The 17,995-nt window shown below is 49.4% G+C and carries 17 protein-coding genes; 13 read left to right on the top strand and 4 right to left on the bottom strand.

The window, feature by feature from the left end; genetic code table 11:
• Window positions 1-136: 136 nt before the first annotated feature.
• A complete protein-coding gene (locus M1Q06_RS03635) occupies window positions 137-655 on the bottom strand; it encodes a TetR/AcrR family transcriptional regulator (RefSeq protein WP_434401658.1) in 519 nt (172 codons plus the stop codon).
• 265 nt (window positions 656-920) lie between these two features.
• Between M1Q06_RS03635 and M1Q06_RS03640 the strand changes: the two genes are divergently transcribed.
• Window positions 921-1,598, top strand: coding sequence for a metallophosphoesterase family protein (locus M1Q06_RS03640; RefSeq protein WP_434401660.1), 678 nt, complete (start codon window positions 921-923; stop codon window positions 1,596-1,598).
• A gap of 91 nt (window positions 1,599-1,689) precedes the next feature.
• On the opposite strand, the gene M1Q06_RS03645 is transcribed toward M1Q06_RS03640, so the two are convergent.
• A complete protein-coding gene (locus M1Q06_RS03645; RefSeq protein ID WP_434401662.1) occupies window positions 1,690-2,499 on the bottom strand; it encodes a lysostaphin resistance A-like protein in 810 nt (269 codons plus the stop codon).
• 200 nt (window positions 2,500-2,699) lie between these two features.
• Between M1Q06_RS03645 and M1Q06_RS03650 the strand changes: the two genes are divergently transcribed.
• The 4 genes from M1Q06_RS03650 to M1Q06_RS03665 all read left to right on the top strand — a co-directional run bounded on the left by M1Q06_RS03650 (window position 2,700) and on the right by M1Q06_RS03665 (window position 5,315).
• Window positions 2,700-3,410 (top strand): hypothetical protein, encoded by a 711-nt coding sequence (locus M1Q06_RS03650; RefSeq protein ID WP_434401664.1) that lies wholly within the window; start codon window positions 2,700-2,702, stop codon window positions 3,408-3,410.
• A complete protein-coding gene (locus tag M1Q06_RS03655) occupies window positions 3,403-4,269 on the top strand; it encodes a hypothetical protein (protein WP_434401666.1) in 867 nt (288 codons plus the stop codon). Before M1Q06_RS03650 ends, M1Q06_RS03655 begins: the two co-directional genes overlap by 8 nt.
• 129 nt (window positions 4,270-4,398) lie before the next feature.
• Window positions 4,399-4,914, top strand: coding sequence for a YfiT family bacillithiol transferase (locus M1Q06_RS03660; protein WP_434401668.1), 516 nt, complete (start codon window positions 4,399-4,401; stop codon window positions 4,912-4,914).
• 122 nt (window positions 4,915-5,036) lie between these two features.
• Window positions 5,037-5,315: a hypothetical protein gene (locus tag M1Q06_RS03665; protein ID WP_434401670.1), complete on the top strand. Its 279-nt coding sequence runs from the start codon at window positions 5,037-5,039 to the stop codon at window positions 5,313-5,315.
• A gap of 143 nt (window positions 5,316-5,458) precedes the next feature.
• Here M1Q06_RS03665 and M1Q06_RS03670 read toward each other — a convergent pair whose 3' ends face one another.
• Complete coding sequence (locus M1Q06_RS03670) at window positions 5,459-6,508, bottom strand: aromatic acid exporter family protein (protein WP_434402809.1); 1,050 nt, start codon at window positions 6,506-6,508, stop codon at window positions 5,459-5,461.
• Between the two features lie 333 nt (window positions 6,509-6,841).
• Here M1Q06_RS03670 and M1Q06_RS03675 point away from each other — a divergent pair, with 333 nt between their 5' ends.
• The 8 genes from M1Q06_RS03675 to M1Q06_RS03710 all read left to right on the top strand — a co-directional run bounded on the left by M1Q06_RS03675 (window position 6,842) and on the right by M1Q06_RS03710 (window position 16,199).
• The gene (locus M1Q06_RS03675) at window positions 6,842-9,112 is read left to right on the top strand and encodes an excinuclease ABC subunit UvrA (protein ID WP_434401671.1); all 2,271 of its coding nucleotides are present in this window, start codon (window positions 6,842-6,844) and stop codon (window positions 9,110-9,112) included.
• Window positions 9,113-9,326: 214 nt separating this feature from the next.
• The gene (locus M1Q06_RS03680; protein ID WP_434401673.1) at window positions 9,327-10,142 is read left to right on the top strand and encodes a tryptophan-rich sensory protein; all 816 of its coding nucleotides are present in this window, start codon (window positions 9,327-9,329) and stop codon (window positions 10,140-10,142) included.
• 96 nt (window positions 10,143-10,238) lie between these two features.
• Window positions 10,239-10,907, top strand: a complete 669-nt coding sequence (locus tag M1Q06_RS03685; RefSeq protein ID WP_101189663.1) for a type 1 glutamine amidotransferase domain-containing protein — start codon at window positions 10,239-10,241, stop codon at window positions 10,905-10,907.
• Between the two features lie 392 nt (window positions 10,908-11,299).
• A complete protein-coding gene (locus tag M1Q06_RS03690) occupies window positions 11,300-12,139 on the top strand; it encodes an MIP/aquaporin family protein (RefSeq protein WP_101192141.1) in 840 nt (279 codons plus the stop codon).
• Window positions 12,140-12,175: 36 nt separating this feature from the next.
• Window positions 12,176-13,672 carry a glycerol kinase GlpK gene (glpK, locus tag M1Q06_RS03695; RefSeq protein WP_434401676.1) on the top strand — a complete coding sequence of 499 codons (1,497 nt, stop codon included), beginning with the start codon at window positions 12,176-12,178 and terminating at the stop codon, window positions 13,670-13,672.
• A gap of 214 nt (window positions 13,673-13,886) precedes the next feature.
• On the top strand, window positions 13,887-14,873 hold the full coding sequence (locus M1Q06_RS03700) for a macro domain-containing protein (protein ID WP_274842186.1): 987 nt from the start codon (window positions 13,887-13,889) through the stop codon (window positions 14,871-14,873).
• A gap of 81 nt (window positions 14,874-14,954) precedes the next feature.
• Entirely contained in the window at window positions 14,955-15,617 is a 663-nt protein-coding gene (locus M1Q06_RS03705; RefSeq protein WP_434401678.1) for a vWA domain-containing protein, read from the top strand.
• 30 nt (window positions 15,618-15,647) lie between these two features.
• A complete protein-coding gene (locus tag M1Q06_RS03710; protein WP_434401680.1) occupies window positions 15,648-16,199 on the top strand; it encodes an Ltp family lipoprotein in 552 nt (183 codons plus the stop codon).
• A gap of 48 nt (window positions 16,200-16,247) precedes the next feature.
• Here M1Q06_RS03710 and M1Q06_RS03715 read toward each other — a convergent pair whose 3' ends face one another.
• A complete protein-coding gene (locus M1Q06_RS03715; protein WP_434401682.1) occupies window positions 16,248-17,684 on the bottom strand; it encodes a carbon starvation CstA family protein in 1,437 nt (478 codons plus the stop codon).
• Between the last annotated feature and the right edge of the window lie 311 nt (window positions 17,685-17,995).

Genomic DNA, 17,995 nt, shown 5'->3' on the forward strand with positions numbered 1-17,995 from the left:
CCTTTTATTAGATAGAACGGTCACTATACTTTTGAGATAAAAAAATAACACGGTTTTGTGTATCATTCTTCATTCCTTAATATAGATAGAACGGTCACTATATTTTTAGGGTAAAAAAAGTAAGCATACCGCTTACTTATACATGTTGCACCATGGCCATCAAGGCATTTTCGACTTCCTCAATAGGGGAGATTTCGGCCAAAGAAACAGCCCCTTCAAAGAGCAAGGACAAGCGGGTCGCTTCAGTGGAGGTGAGCCCGTTCGACAGGAACATCTGCCTCGTGTCTTCTTTATGGGAGGTGACTAATTGGACAATCGGATGGTCGGGCTCGCTGACGAATTCTTCTTTCGCCCGCAAGAACATGCAGCCATTAGAAGCGGTATGCTTTAGCCAATTCAAATGGCCGATTGCCAGCCGTTCTGCGACCGATCCCGTCGCTTGTTGTTTCGCCTGTTCGAGATAATCCATATAGACCTGCGATCTGCGGGTCAAGATCTCCAAGATCAGTTCGTCTTTGGAATTAAAATGATTATACAGCGTCATCAGCGCCACGTCCGCTTCCTGGACAATCGCCTTCAAGCCAATGGCATGAAAGCCGTGCTGGTAAAACAGCTGTTCTGCAGCCACCAGCAAATCTTCTTTTTTGGTGCTCATGAGCCATTCCTCCATTGATTTATATATAACGGTCACTCTAAAATTAACAGCAATAGTGAATGAGTGCAAGCGATAACCGTTCAAGCTGAACGAGGCGTGAGGGTTTCGCTGTCCATGCGGAGGGTAAAGAATTGGACAAAGATGGTAAACGAAAAATAGAGATTGTTTTGCAGGAGTTTGATTGCCAATAGGGAAGTACGCATATATCAGGAAGCCAGATGAATTTAAAGATGTAGTGGAAGACGGGGAGCGGGAGGTGTACACGATGAAACGGATTTTAGCCATTAGCGATATTCACGGAGAGCTGGACTTGTTCAATGAGTTGCTGGAGAAAGTGGCGTATGACGCATCGAACGACCAGCTGATTTTACTCGGTGATTATGTGGACCGCGGCCCGGATTCCAAAGGCGTGCTGGAGCGGGTCGTCGAATTGAAGCAGCAAGGCGCGATTGTGCTGCGCGGCAATCACGACCAAATGATGCTGGAAGCAGCGAGGGGTGAAACCGGCGCAGCGGGAAACTGGGTGCGCAACGGGGCGCTTTCCACTTTGCAAAGTTACGATTCTTCCATAAAAGGCATGAAGCTTCCGGCGATGGAGCTGTTTTGGGAGCATATCGAGTTTTTGAAAGAGACGAAGTTTTACTACGAAGCAGATGGCTACTTATTCGTGCATGCAGGCGTTCAGCCGGGTGTTGCGGTTGAAGAGACAGATCCGTATTTATTAATGTGGATCCGCGATGAATTTCATCGAGGCTATGTAGGCGATAAGAAAGTCGTCTTCGGCCACACGCCGACATTTAAGCTGAGAGGGTCGGATGATACGAGCGTTTATTTTGGCGACAACCGCATCATCGGCATCGATGGGGGCGCGGTGTATGGCGGGCAGTTGAATTGTTTGGAGCTGCCGGGTGAACAGGTTTATTTTGTGAGGAAAGAAGTTTGATCGCAATGAAGTATGTCCTGCGCTTTTCATAGCCAGGGCATTTTTTAATTCATCAATAAAATGTGAGGACCTGTTCCTGAAGGTTGTTGAATTACCGAATTGCCGATCTGTGCTGTTTCAAGCCCCTTGCCAGCCAGCCGATCATAAGCAGCAATAACACTGTGCTCGCAATCAAAGCGACGAGATTCGGTGCGGTTTTGGTATACAGGTCGTTGACGCTAGTCACCGTCAGCCATTCCATAAACGAGGTGTCGGCGAAGGCTTGGTAGACGGCGAGTAGGTTGTTGGCGATGTGAAGCAAAATCGGTGCCAGCAAATTGCCGGTTTTGACATATAGGAGAGATGCGATGACCGCGAACAGGAAGGCGCCGAAAAAATTGAGGTGGAAGACAGCGAAGATCAAGCTTGTGATGCCGATGCCTTTCCACAAGCCGAATACGTCCATCAGCTGATTCAAGAGAACGCCGCGGAAGACGAATTCCTCCGCGATTGGCGCGATGATGGCGACAATGAAAGCGGTCGCCGCTATATACCAGAACACATCCGGGAGCGGCTGCGGCGTGAGGAAGAGGTTGACCAGGGCGGGAGCGATGGCCATAAGCCCGCGCAATAACAGCCAATAGATGCTCGTGGAGAAAATCATGATCAGCAAACTGAGCCCGGCAATCGGCAACAGCCAGCGTGCGATGCCTTGGACAAAGACGACTTGGCGCAGTGTCACGCCGCGCTTTTTGAAGTAATGGCTGCAGATCCATATCGGCAGGACGATGTAGAACACGAGCAGCATAATGATACTGTTGAGGAACGGGTTGCCAGTAACTTGCAGCAAAAAAGAAATCGAGACGATGGATGCGACTGTCATCAAACCGAGAACAAACCGTGGCTTCTTTTCCCCGACCATCCTCATCGCCGCCTTTCATTAAAGTGCAGAACGAATCGTATTTTGCTCTTATAGTAGCACGATTTTGCATTGCAGCAGAAAGAAATGGAACTTCCGGAATCATAGAACTTCTTTTGAATAAAATAGAGAATAACGCTTAGGCGTTTGCTGCTCTGGAAGCGTGTTAAAATGGAATTACTACTTTTTGGAAAGGGTATGCTATGAAGGTTTTGAAAATCAGTTTAGTCGGCTTGTTGGCGCTCGTGTTGAGTTACGGGGCTTTCAAAGTGAGCACGGACACCATCGCCAGCATCGATTCAGAGTACGTGGTAAAGAGCCCTGCGGTTGCCGAAGCACCGCCGCTCCCGGAAGTGACGGCGGATGTCGATAAAATTATGTCGCACCCGGTGCCAGGAACAAAGGAAGCGGTTTTGCCAGTCGACACGGAACAAGATTACGTGATTTATGAAACGGAACTTTTCGTCACGGTGAATGAAGGCGAAAGCTGGATTCCAGTGCCAGACGATCATGAATTGGGATACGCGCGCGTGAACGAGTATCTCGATGATATTTCACGAAGCAATACGTACATATCGCCCGGTAACATTGCCATTGTTTACGGAGGGCGCGGGCCGGAAAACATCAGCATCTTGAGAACCGATAGCCGGGGGCAAGGGTGGAGCGTCGGCAGCATTTCGCGAACCGCTACGCAAGACCTTGGAACTGGCTACGAAGAAATGCACATTGATTTCATTGATAGTGGGCAAACCGGTTATTTGGCAGCGGTTCGGGACGGCGAGAGCGGTGAGGCAGAAACACTTATTTTCCGGAGCGTGAATGCCGGTGTGACATGGGATCCGATTTCTTCGGGAGATGCACTTTACGAAGAAATCATGGCGCATTTTGATTTGCGAGGGATGCGAAATGAATAAAAAGAAGATACTCGGAATTTCATTGCTTGCCGCGGGGATGATACTGGCGATTTTTCAAGCCTTGCTTATCGGGATTGCCGAACCAAGAGGGTACTGGCTTATTCATGAATGGCAGTTTTATTTGATTAACTACGGCATTATCGGTTTCCTATTGAGCGGGGCCGCTTGGCTATTTTCGAATGCTTATGTGAAATGGGGATTCGCGCTAATCGCGATCGGTTTGTTTACGGCGAATACGACGTTCTTCTATTATATGGGCGATGCGAATGTGCTGATTGCGGAATCGGAAAATGGCGAGCATGAATTAATTTTGAAAGAATACCCGAAAATGAAGAAAGAGACGGCCCGGTTGAAGCGAAAGGGCCTCTTATTCGGCCGGGAAGTCGGTGTGCTAGAAGGCAGTTCGGCATATAAAGTGCTGGAAGATGAGGGCTATAAACTCCAATGGACCGCCGAAGATATTGCAGCTTTGACGTATAAAACGAGCGATTACGGCACCATCGACCATCAAATTTATAATTTCAGAAGCAGCGATTACGTCAGCTATCAAAATGTCGCGGTCAGCCTGATCGGCAAATGGGTAGAGCCAGGCAATCCGCAGAACTACTTCATGTCGGACAATAATGAATTGGTGTATGCAAATGACGATGAACTTTATTATTACAATATCCGAAACACCGAACAATTCGGGATCTACACGCTTGTGGTGAGAGGGGATCCAAGCAAACCGACCTTGACGATCACCTTGGAGCCGGGGACGGAATTTGGCGAGGATGGGTTGATTCAAGAGGGCGGCAGCATCACGATTACACCGGTGGAATTAGGAGCGACGGAAAGTGTGGAATATTATAAGGAATGATGGCGAGCAGATGGTGATTTTGCCGCAAGTTCGCGTATACCCAAGGCATGTTTACAAATGGAATCTCCATTGATATATTGAGCGTGAAGAGAGCGTTTTCTAAATGCGCTTGGAAAAGGGGTTAGACAAATGGATGTGCAATTTCCGATTGGGCAAATGCAAGTTCCGGAACAAGTAACGAATGAAGAAGTCAAAAAATGGCTTAACGAAATCAATAGCTACACGACGCGTCTTCGCGAGGTGGTGGACTCCTTGAGCGATGAGGAGTTGGCCAAGACTTACAGGGAAGGCAGCTGGACGGTGCGACAGCTCGTGCATCATATTGCGGATTCGCAACTGTCTTTGTATCAACGCCTGAAACTGGCGCTGACGGAATACCAACCGACCGTTTCTGAGTTTGACCAGGACAAATGGGCGTATCTGCCGGACAACCGATTGCCGGTGGAAAGTTCCATCCGGATGTTAGAAGGATTGAACGAACGGATCGTGGCGCTCGGGAATTATGTGACGGGCACGCAATTGGACCGAGTCTTCATCCACGAAACAGACGGCGAAGTTCGCGTTGCGGAAAATTTGGCGAAACTGTCGTGGCATGAAGAGCATCATTTGGCGCATATCCGGATTGCGCTGGGGATGGAGAACTAGTTTTAGTTGTCCCTGTGCATCACACAATTTCAGGGATGAGATTGTTGAAATAGCAGGGTTTCGGATGCCGGATGTCCCTGTGCGCCACACAATTCAATCAGCCGGAAGGAGTTGGAGCCATCATGGATGAGGAAAAATGTGATGTGGTGAAACCAAACGGTGTGAAGGAAAAGAAGCTTGAAGTGATTGATGGTTATACGATCAAGTACCATGCCAACGGGAAAACGATATGGTCCAAAGGCAAGATCGTTGATGGGGAGCCAGAGGGCTACTGGGAATGGTACAGAGCCGATGGAACCTTAAAACGCTCAGGCCATTTTGAACAAGGTGAACCGGTAGGCGAGTGGATCACTTACGACAGCAAGGGCGAGACGTATAAGGTGACGAATCGGGATAAGTAATGTCCCTGTGCAACACACAATTTCTGCAGTCAAAACCTTGCTGCAGTAAGATTTGCGTGTAGGGACGCCCCTGTGCGCCACACAATTCAACCGAAAAGGCCGTGCCAGAAACTGAAGAGTTTCCGGCACGGCCTTTTTTGTCTCTATGATTTTTCTGCTTGCTGCACAGCCTCTACGCTGTTCGGGTCGAAAAATTTATCGACCAAATCATAAATGGTAACAAGTTCATAGAGGATCCGGAATTCCGGGGGGAACAGTGTAGGGTGCGGGGCGTCATTTGACGGCACTTGTTTGCTGTTTTCCCAGAACAGGTCGGTGATGCTTTTTAATTGATCCTGATGCTTGTCGTGATTGTAATCGATGGAATGCTGCAAATCGTCGGCAAGCGCCGACACGGCATCCATAATGGTTTCCCGCTCGGCTTGTGTCCACTGGATATCTTGCACGGGGACGCGAAGCAATGCATTCAAATGGTACTCGAAATTGTCGAGAAACAGCAATTGCCTCTCCGCCATCTGAAGTTCGGCTTCCCGGTTACGCACCCATGGATACAAACTGGCTTCATCCCGTTGGTAATGAATCAATTGTTCGGTCTTGCGGATTTCCGTCGTTAGTTGCTTAACGATTTTCTTATCTTCCTGCAAGCCTGCATCCCGGTCGAAGAGGATTGTGCGGATCGTGTGCTCGAGCATGCCCCCGGCCCGACCGCTGATACTGTGGATGCTTTTTAGGATAGCGGTGCTGTAGTTTGGCGGGAACACAAGTATATTGACGGCGGTCGAGACGACCAGGCCGATCGTTGTCGTCCCTAAACGGATGAAGAACGAGAACAGGAAATTGTCATGGATGACTTCCACCATCGCGACAGAGGTTAACGTCGCCACCAGCAAGCCGGCATGGAGATTGAGCCTGAAACACACCAGGATCGTGGCGACCGCGGCAAGTGTATATGTAATCGGGGAATTCCCGAATAAGGTGATAAAGAACACGGCAAAGGCTGAACCAATAGCCGAAGCAGGAAAGCGGACCAGCCCTTTCTTGATCGAATCGCTGACGGTCGGCTCGATTGTCACGATAGCCGTTATGACCGCAAAGACTGGCGGCCAGTTGAACCAAAGGCAAATAGTGGCCGTCAAAAATATCGCTATGCCGGTTTTTACGATTCGGCTGCCGGCGAATTGAAAAGATCGCATCATGTCTAGCCACTGTCTCCTTTGCGTAGAATGTCTGTATTTTCAGTATATCATCCGTGTCGAGGGGAAAGGCCTTGTGTCCCTGTGCGCTACACAATTCGGAGGATCAGACCCTTGGTGTAACAGCATTTCGGTGAAAGAACGCCCCTGTGTACCACACAATTATTCGACGCATCCGCGCTGGCGGATGCGTCTTTTTCTATACTCTGATGAATTGTGTGGGAATTGTGCGGTGCACAGGGACAAACTGGTTGTGTGAACCACCTCGAAATAGGGAACGTTTCTATATAGTAGTGTAATCCACTGATCGGATTGGAAAAGGAGGATGTTAACATGCCAGAAAAACGAGATGAAATCATATTGCGAGGGCTTCGTGAAAACAATTTGAAGAATATCGATTTGAATATCCCGAAAGAAAAGATCAATGTGTTTACCGGCTTGTCGGGTTCGGGGAAAAGTTCGGTTGTGTTCGATACCTTGGCGACGGAAAGCAGAAGGCAGATGACCTTGAACTATCCGCTGTATATCCGGCACCAGATGCCGAGATACGAGCGGCCGCATGCCGATTTGATGCAGCATTTAAGCCCGGTAGTGGTTGTGGAACAAAAGCCGGTCAGGGGCAATTCGCGCTCGACGGTCGGCACGTATATGGATATCGACCCGCTGATCCGGCTGTTGTTCTCGAGAATTGGCAGTCCGCCGATCGGCTCGGCGACTGAGTTTTCGAGTGAAAGTTCGTTCGGCAACTGTCCGGAATGCAATGGCTTCGGCGAAGTCGTTACGCCGGATATCCACAAGCTAATCGATCACACGAAATCAATCCGGGAGTCCGCGGTGCGCTTCAAGCCGCTTGCGCCTCCTGGTTGGCAAGGCAGATGGATGAGGGACGGCGGATTGTTCGATCCCGATCTCCCCATCAAAGATTTCACGGAAGAAAAGTACAATCTGCTCGTATACGGGCCGCCGGAAGGAGAACGTGCATTTAGCACTTATTATTACAAAGAAGGCGATCGCGAAATCGAGTGGGACGGTCTGCTTCCGAGGTTTATTCGCTTGTACATCAACCGGGACCTGACGAAACTGAAAATCGTCTCCCAGGAAGACGTCTTGGCGCTGACTACGCGTACCCCGTGCCCGGTTTGTGAAGGTTCTGGACTCAATCCGAGAGTGCTGGAGTGCAAAATCAACGGCTTGAACATCGCCAATTATGCCCGTTTGGAATTGACGGAACTGCTTGGTGAACTGGAGAAAATCGACGACCCGATCGGCAAGTCGATTGCCCAGCAGGCGCATCCGAGCGTAAAGCAGCTGGTCGGTTTGGGGCTCAGCTATTTGAGCTTGTCGCGCAAAATGGGCACTTTGTCCGGCGGGGAAGCGCAACGCGTGAAAATCGCACGCCACCTCGGCAGCAGCCTAAACAACATCACGTATATTTTCGATGAGCCGAGTGCCGGTTTGCATCCGGAGGAAATCAATATGTTGACGCATATGCTGGAAAGCATACGGGACAACTATAATACCGTGGTCGTCATCGAGCACAATCTGGCGGTCATCAAGACGGCGGATGAAATCATCGAAATGGGACCGGGCGCAGGCAGAAGCGGCGGTGAAGTGGTGTATCAAGGCGGGCAGGAAGGCTTGAAGAAAGCTTCCGCCATCACGGATTTGGACCACACCGTAACGGTGAATGAACAGCCGAGAACAGCTGAAAAAACGTTTTCGATCAAACATGCTTCCGATAATAATTTGAAAAATGTCAGTGTGGAAATTCCACAGAATGCCCTCGTCTCGGTGTGTGGCGTTTCCGGTTCCGGAAAAAGCTCATTGATGTTCGGCGCATTTACCGGCAATTATCCTGAAACGATTGCGGTCGGCCAAGGTAGCATCGGCACGTCCAGCCGTTCAACGCTCGCGACCTATATGGGCATCATGAGCGACATCCGATCGATCCTGGCAAAACAAACCGGACAGCCGGCGGGCTTGTTCAGCTTTAATTCATTGGGCGCCTGCCCGGTATGTGAAGGCAAAGGCATCACCACGCCGAACGTCGCTTTTGCGGATCCCGTGACGGTGACTTGTGAAGCATGCAAGGGCACGAGGTATTCAGATGAAGCTTTGTCTTACCGATATAAAGGAAAAAACATTGTGGAAATTTTGGAGTTGACGATCGACGAAACGAATGAGTATTTGGAAATGCCGAAAATCGTCAAAAAAGTGGATACGTTAAAAGATGTCGGCTTAGGCTATCTGACACTTGGGCAAACGACGGGCTCGTTAAGCGGAGGCGAAGTGCAGCGTTTGAAGCTCGCGAGCCACCTGAAAAAAGAAGGGCAGATCTATTTATTGGACGAACCGTCACTCGGTTTGCATACCCGAGACAATGCCCATCTGTTGGACGTCTTTCAAGCACTCGTCGACAAAGGCAATTCGGTCATCCTCATCGAGCACAACCTGAACTTGATCGCAGCGAGCGACTGGGTCATCGAAATGGGCCCAAGCGGCGGCAAAAAAGGCGGCGAAGTGCTGTTTGAAGGCACGCCGCAAGAGATGCTCGAAGCGGATACATTGACGGCGAAATGGCTGAGAGATGGTGTGAAGGGATAGAGCGGCAGCGTTCTGTCTATCCCTGTGCAAGACACAATTCGAGCACAAGAAACCTTGATATAGCAGCGTTTTGTCACTAGCACGTCCCTGTGCATGACACAATTCATCCGATTCATTCCAGGAAACCGTTTCACCGGCTGGCAAAAACGGGAAGATAGAAAGAAAGAGGCGCATATTGCCAGTGACTATTATCTTTCGGGAGGATGAACGCATCATGGATGAACGCACATTGAAGAAAACCCAACTGTTTACGATCTTGAACCTGGTTGCTTATTTCACGACGCTTGGCGTCAATTACCTCGGTTCGTCGGGGTTCTTTAACGGCAATACGCAAAAAGACATTTCGGATAAATACATGACGCTCATATCGCCGGCGCCGTTTACGTTTTCGATTTGGGGTGTCATTTATACGCTTGTGCTGGTGACGCTCGTTTATTTATTCATTAAACGAAAAGACGATAAGGTCAGCCGGCTGGTGCTGCTGATCTCACCGTTATTCATCGCGAGTTCGCTGTTTAATATGGGCTGGATTGTGGCGTTTTCGTATGAGGCGCTTGGCATCTCGACTTTGTTGATCTTGGGGCTATTGTTCTCCTTGCTGTTCATCGTCGAACGGATCTACAAGCATCGCTCTGAGTTTCCATCGACATTGGCAGGGCTTGCGTTCACGTTATACGGCGGCTGGGTATTCATCGCGACAATCGTCAACATCTCGCTGTTGCTGGTGCAATTGGAATGGAACGGCCTCGGCATTTCAGATTCGGTGTGGACCATCGTCGTCCTTGGTATTGCCATCGCGTTTGTGCTGTTCTACTTGTCGCGCTTCAAAAACGCCGCGTTTCCAATTCCGCTCGCTTGGGCATTTTTCGGCATCTATAGCTCGTACGCGAACGGCCAGCTCGACCCGGTGATGGCTTCAGTCATCCAAGGCGTGTTAATTGCAGGCATCGTCATTTTCCTGGCGGCGGTCGTTTGGCGTTTCATTAAAAATGGCAATGCGCTGTTCTTGAAACAGCCAGCCCGTGAATAGAATAAGCACGGATTTGAGGGAATTGTAAGTTTGTTTAAATCCGAAAACATTCGGGAACAACTAGTGACAGAATGATTTTCAGAGGAGGAACTATCAATGGCTAAAGTATTAGCAGTGCTATCAAGTGGACATAAAGATACGGAGAACAATTACGAAACCGGCTGGTGGGCAGAAGAACTGTTCGCACCGATGGAAATTTTAAAGAACGCAGGACATCAAGTGGAGCTCGCTTCGCCAAAAGGCGGCAAACCGACGCTTGACGAAGTCAGCATCAGTGAAGAGTATGACCCAGAAGGCAAGTACAAGAAAATGTACGAATCCGGCCTTGCGGACAACACGAAAAAATTATCGGATGTGAACGCGAAAGAATATGACGCGATTTTCATCGTCGGCGGACACGGCGCGATGTATGACCTCGCGGAAGATGAAACGCTTCACGGCATCATCAACGCTGTATACGACAACGGCAAGATCGTGTCGGCAGTGTGCCATGGACCTGCACCGTTGATCTGGACGAAACGCCCAGACGGCCAAAGCATCATCGCTGGATTGGACGTTACTGGGTACCCGGAAGCTGTCGAACCTGAAGGTCTCCCGGAAATCCTGCCATTTAGCTTGGAAGGCAAAATGAACGAAGTGGCCAATTACACCGCAGACGAAAAAGTGGTGTGGGGCAATGAGCAAGTATTGACGGGCCGCGACCCATTTGCTTCTGAAGCATTGGCTGAGGAATTGGTCAAAGCATTGGATAACAAAAACAACTAAGTGATAGGCGACAACCGCCATCTCGATAAGCAAGGCTTTGCATCGTTCTCGTGCAAAGCCTTGTTTTTTTTATTTAAATGAAGATGCTCCTGCGCTAGCTTTTCGTGAAATCTTTTCTCAGTGCAAGATGAGCCGCAGCGAAGTTGTTTGAAGCAAGCAGGGGGAATTATTTAGGAGGCAGAGCAGGAATATTTAAACAAAAATTCAGAAAAATATATTGACAGCGCTTTCTTTTAAGTATAACTTATAGATAACAAGTTAAGAGTTGTGTTGGAGACCCGGAGATTCGCACATTAATGAGTACTTCTATCGAGGAGAACTTTCATTAATTGCGGATTTTTTTAATGGGCATTTGCACAGCTGTTGCTTTAAAAGGAAAGGAAGTGTTAAGCATGTCAGAGTTTTTAGCAGAATTGATCGGGACCATGATCTTGATTATTTTCGGCGGCGGTGTAGTGGCGGGAGTAGTCTTGAAAGATTCCAAGGCTGAAGGCAGCGGGTGGGTCGTCATCACGATTGCGTGGGGGCTGGCCGTTACGATGGCGGTGTACGCAGTGGGCAGTTTTTCAGGAGCCCACGTCAATCCGGCGGTGACGTTTGGATTGGCATCTGTAGGCGAGTTCCCGTGGTCGAAAGTTCCGATGTATATTCTCGCCCAAATGATCGGCGCGATTATCGGCGCAGTAATCGTCTTTTTGAATTACTTGCCGCATTGGAAGATTACGGAAGATCAAGGAGCGAAATTAGCTGTATTCTCCACGGGTCCCGCTGTTCGAAGCCCATTTTCGAATTTAGTCAGTGAGATTATTGGAACTGCTGTGTTGGTAATGGGGTTGCTATTCATTGGCGCCAATGACTTTACAGATGGCTTGAATCCTTTGATTGTTGGAGCTCTGATTATTGCAATCGGCATGTCGCTCGGCGGCACTACAGGCTACGCGATCAACCCGGCGCGTGACCTTGGCCCCCGCATTGCACATGCTTTACTTCCTATTCCTGGAAAAGGAAGTTCGGACTGGAGTTATGCTTGGGTTCCCGTCGTCGGACCGATTTTCGGCGGTATTTATGGAGCGGTTTTCTATAAAGCTTTCTTCACAAGTGATTACAGCCTGTTGTTCTGGGGCTTGAGCATAGTAATGGCCGGCATCTTGATTGGGGCAGCAAGCGCCGAATTGAAAAAAGGCCGTACTGTAGCGAATGAAATCGAAGACACGTTAGTGGATGACAAATAACGATTGATCAAAACACCATTCGAGGAGGAATAATTGATGACTAAAGATTACATTATGGCGATTGACCAAGGAACAACGAGTTCACGGGCGGTATTGTTCAACCACAAAGGAGAAATCGTAGGAACTGGCCAGCAGGAGTTTGAACAGTTTTTCCCGAAACCGGGCTGGGTAGAGCATGACGCGAATGAAATCTGGACCTCAGTTTTAGCTTGTATGGCAGGAGCCTTGCGCACGGCGGACATTGAAGCAAATCAAGTGGCAGGAATCGGCATCACCAACCAGCGCGAAACGGCTGTCGTTTGGGACCGCAACACGGGAAAACCGATCTACAAAGCGATTGTCTGGCAATCGAGACAGACGGCGGACATTTGCGGCGAGTTGAAAGCGCAAGGGCATGAAGAGCTGTTCCGCAAGAAAACGGGCTTGTTGATTGACGCTTATTTCTCAGGAACGAAAGTGAAATGGATTTTGGATAATGTCGAAGGCGCGCGGGAGAAAGCAGAAAACGGCGATTTGATGTTCGGAACGATCGATACGTGGCTCGTCTACAAACTATCTGGCGGCGCTGCGCATATTACCGATTACAGCAACGCTTCCCGTACGCTGATGTACAATATTTATGATTTGGAATGGGATCAGGAATTGCTGGATATTCTGACGGTGCCGAAAAGCATGCTGCCGGAAGTACGCCAATCGTCTGAAGTCTATGCCAATACAATCAATTATCATTTCTTTGGCAATGAAGTGCCGATCGCCGGCATCGCAGGTGACCAACAGGCTGCGTTATTCGGCCAAGCCTGCTTTGAAAAAGGGATGGCCAAAAACACATACGGAACAGGCTGTTTCATGCTGATGAACACGGGGGAAGAAGGCGTCGTTTCCGAACACGGCTTGTTGACGACATTGGCATGGGGCATCGACGGCAAAGTGGAATACGCGCTTGAAGGCAGTATCTTCGTTGCCGGTTCTGCGATTCAATGGCTGCGCGATGGCTTGAAGATTTTGGACACCGCACCGGAAAGTGAGCAATACGCCACTTCCGTCGAATCAACAGACGGCGTCTACATGGTGCCGGCATTTGTCGGGCTCGGCACGCCTTACTGGGATACGGACGCTCGCGGCGCCATTTTCGGCTTGACGCGCGGCACCACACGGGCGCATCTCATCCGCGCAACGCTTGAATCACTCGCTTACCAGACGAAAGATGTCGTGAACGTCATGATCGAAGACGCGGGCATCGAACTGAAAACTTTGCGTGTGGATGGCGGAGCGGTAGCGAACGATTTCCTCGTGCAATTCCAGAGCGACATTTTGGACGTGCCAGTTGAACGTCCGGTCATCCAGGAAACGACAGCGCTCGGCGCAGCTTACTTAGCTGGATTGGCAGTTGGTTTCTGGGAAAGCAAGGAAGAAATCGCGCAGCAATGGAAAGTCGATAAAACCTTCACCAGCGAAATGCCAGCTGAACAAAGTGAAAAACTGTACGATGGCTGGAAGCAAGCGGTGGCGGCAACTAGAGCATTTAAAAACTAATACTTTGACGGCAAAAAACACACGCGACTATCTGTCGCGTGTGTTTTTATGTGCGAATTGTGTGGTGCACAGGGACAACAAGCCGATCACAGAACACGAAAACCCTTGCTCTGCCTGACTTTCCAGCGAATCGAGGGTGCCGAAATTGTGTGGCGCACAGGGACACACCGGATGGTAGAATGAAAAGAGACAAGAAACAGAAAGGGATGAGCCCATGCCACTGCAAATCGTGCGCAACGATATTACCAAAATGACAACAGACGCCATTGTCAATGCCGCAAACTCCAGCCTGAAGATGGGCGGCGGCGTGTGCGGGGCGATTTTCCGGGCAGCGGGGCCGAAAGAGTTGCAGGAAGCGTGCGACCGGGTCGGCCATTGTGCGGTCGGGGAAGCGGTGCATACCAACGGCTTTGAACTCGAGTCAAAGTACATCATCCATACGGTTGGACCGGTATGGGAAGGCGGCGGGCGAAACGAGGAAATGTTGCTGCGCAATTGCTACCGCAACTCGCTGGAACTTGCCATCGAGCTTGGCTGTGAGTCGATCGCGTTTCCGCTTATCTCGACCGGTATCTTCGGTTATCCGAAAGAACCAGCGTTGCGAGTGGCGACGGAAGAAATCGATGAATTTCTGAACGAGCACGATATGGATGTCTATCTGGTCGTCTTGGACAAGCAGTCGTTCGGCATCAGCCAGAAGCTTTACGCATCGATTGAAACGTTCATCGAAGAACAAGAAGCGGCGGTTTTGGAAGAACGGGCTGTCCGTTACCGCGACCATCGGCCACTGGAAATTCCGATGTACGAACCGAAAGAAACGCTGGAACCGCAAGCAAGCCTCGAAGAGCTGCTGGAAGACTTGGACGAATCCTTCTCGCAGCGGCTGTTCAGGTTTATTGACGACCGAGGCATGACCGATGCCGAGACTTATAAAAAGGCGAATCTCGACAAAAAGCTGTTTTCCAAAATCAGGAATTCTCCTGGCTACACGCCGAAGAAAAAGACCATCCTGGCATTTGCGGTCGCGCTCGAACTGGATCTCGATGAGACGGAAGAACTGCTCGGGACAGCGGGCTACCGCTTGTCGAACAGCCACAAATTCGACTTGATCGTCCGCTATTTCATCGAGCGGGAACAATACAATATATTTGAAATCAACGAAGCCTTGTTTGCATTTGACGAAGCGCTTCTTGGTTCGTAAAAGGTCGCTTTCGAAGCGACCTTTTTTCTATGCAAAAATCGTATCCTTGGGGTAGCAAATAACCTAAAGGAGGAAACGAAGATGAAAAATGAAACGACGGAATTGGTGTTTATTCTTGATAAAAGCGGCTCGATGGCAGGTCTTGAAAAGGATACGATCGGTGGCTTTAATGCCTTGATCGACAAGCAGCGAAAGCTCCCGGGTGAGGTCCGCGTGACAACGGTGCTGTTCAATCACGAATACGAGCTGCTTCACGACCGGATTTCGCTCGAAGGCATTTCGCTGATGACCGATAGCGATTATCAAGTAGGCGGCATGACGGCTTTGCTCGATGCGGTCGGCTCGACAATCCAAAAGATCAGTAATGCGCAAAACGGGACATTGAAAAAGCATCAAGCCGACAGGGTAATGTTTGTCATTACAACAGATGGCCTGGAAAACTCCAGCTGTGAATACACGTACAAGAAAATCCATGAAATGATCTCCTCGAAAAAGACGGCAGGCTGGGAATTCATATTCCTCGGTGCAAATATCGACGCGGCCGCGACGGCAAAAAAATTCGGAGTCGACGAAGATTTTGCGGTGGATTACCATGCGGATGCGGAAGGGACGGAATTGAATTATCAAGTGGTGAGCGAAGCGGTCAGTTCGTTCCGGACCGGCAAGAAGATTGACCGTGAATGGAAAAAGGAAATTGAGCGGGATTATGAGGCTCGAGGAAAGAAGAAAAAAAATAATGAGTGAACTTCATTCGAAATTAAAGGGGGATTCATCATGAAAAAAGTATTTAAGATTGGCTGTCTCGGAATCATTGGCCTATTTGTATTAATGGCGATACTGGTTGCTTTAGTTGGTGGTGGAGAAGATTCCACTGAAACCGAAGGCACGACAGAAACAGCTCCGGCAACAGAAGAAACCGCCACAGAAGAAACTTCTACGGAAGAAGCTGAGGAACCAGCTGAAACGGAAGAAGCTGCTGAAACGAAAGAACCGGTTGAAGAAGAACCAGCTGAGCCGGAAGTATCGACGGAATTTGAATCTGCATTGAATCAAGCACAAACCTACTCAGATACCATGCATATGTCGAAAGCCGACCTATTCGAGCAATTGACTTCTGAATACGGCGGCCAGTTCCCAGAAGACGCTGCACAATACGCGATCGACAATGTGGATGCTGATTGGAAAGTGAACGCTTTGGAATCGGCCAAGACGTATCAAGAAAGCATGAGCATGTCCAAAGAAGCTATTCGCGATCAATTGACTTCGGATTATGGCGGCCAGTTTACACAAGAGGAAGCTGACTACGCCATCGAAAATCTGGAGTAAGCCAAAAAGATGAGCCCCGGCAAACCTGCCAGAGCTCATCTTTTTCATTTAAACCGCTTCATATTCCGAATCCACTTGCTTCGCAGCGCGATACTTCATGATCTGCGCGATATACCAGAGAGCGACAGCCAAGGTGATGACCGAGCCGATCATGGCGGCGATGTGGTATTCCATGTTCAAGCCTTCTGGTGCATAGAAGATGTACATGGAGACGACGCCTGTCATGAACATGGCCGGCACGCCGCTGATCCAGTGCATTTTGTAGTTCTTGAGCAAATACATCGTCGCTGTCCACAGCATGAAGGTTGCAACCACTTGGTTGGTCCAGCCAACGTAGCGCCACAAGAAGGTGTAGTCGATCGTTGCCATGTAGAACGTCGGGATGGCGAGTGGGACGGTGATCAACAAGATACGCAAGGTGCCGTCAGTTTTGGTGAACTTCGACAATAAATCAGCCAAGATCATGCGCGATGAGCGAAGCGCGGTATCGCCCGTTGTGATCGGCAAGATGATGACGCCGAAGATTGCGAGGATGCCGCCCAAAGTTCCAAGAAGCGAGATCGAGATGTCATTGACGACGCCAGAAGGGCCGCCTGCTGCGAGTGCTGCGCCGAGTCCTTCTGTGCCGTTGAAGAAAGTCATGCCAGCTGCCGCCCAGATCAAAGCGATAACGCCTTCAATGACCATGGCTCCGTAGAAAATTTTACGGCCGTCGGTTTCTTTTTTCATCGTGCGGGCAATAATCGGGCTTTGCGTGCTATGGAAGCCGGAGATCGCGCCGCAAGAGACGGTAACCATAAGGAGCGGCCAGATCGGCAATTCGCCTGGGTGCAAGTTGCTGAACGTTAGGTTCGGCATCGGTTTGCCGGAGAACACGAGTGCTACGGCTACTGCGATGGCCATGAACAACAGGATGCCGCCGAGTAGCGGGTAGATGCGGCCAATGATGCGGTTGATCGGCAAGATTGTCGCGAGAACGAAGTAAGCAAAAATAAGTGCAAGCGCCCAGATAAACGAGATCGGCGTGATTTGGGCGATCAATTGAGCGGGGCCAGCCGTGAAGGCAGCTGCAACGAGCAGCATCAACACAAGCGACAAACCGTTGATGAAGACTTTTGCGTTCTTTCCGAGGTAACGCCCGACCAGCGTCGGGAATTGCGCTCCGCCGTGGCGCATCGACATCATGCCGGAGAAGTAATCATGGACGCCGCCAGCGAAGATGCAGCCGACGACGATCCAGATGAAAGCGACGGGCCCGTATAATGCACCAGCTACAGCGCCGTAGATCGGGCCGAGGCCTGCGATGTTCAAGAGTTGGATCAAATTGCCTTTCCACCAGCTCATCGGCACATAGTCGATGTTATCGGCCTGCGCGTATGCGGGTGTTGGAGTTGTATCGTCGACGCCGAATACCTTTTCGATAAATTTTGAATAAAAAACGTATCCCAATATTAAGAGTGCAAGTGCTGCGAAAAATGTAATCATATGCGTCGTCCTCCTGGTGTCAGTGATATATCGTATACACATGATAGCATCTTTTGACGAAAATTAAAGTTAATATTTCGAAAAAACTAATATTTCTATTTATTTATAGCAAACCGATAGATAGTTGATAAGATAATCGGGAGTGAAAGCGTATCCAATGGGTTTTGAGGACTAAAGATATTTTGCAGTTGTTCACACAAGTTCGTGAAGTTCTGAATTTCATTATCTTGAAATAAAAGTAAAGTGAAACATTCATTCCAGACATCGGATAGATTTGATGTTATGTGACACATCGGCGTGATTGCATTATG

It is taken from the genome of Planococcus sp. 11815 (assembly GCF_051096385.1).
GTDB classification, from domain to species: Bacteria; Bacillota; Bacilli; order Bacillales_A; family Planococcaceae; genus Planococcus; species Planococcus citreus.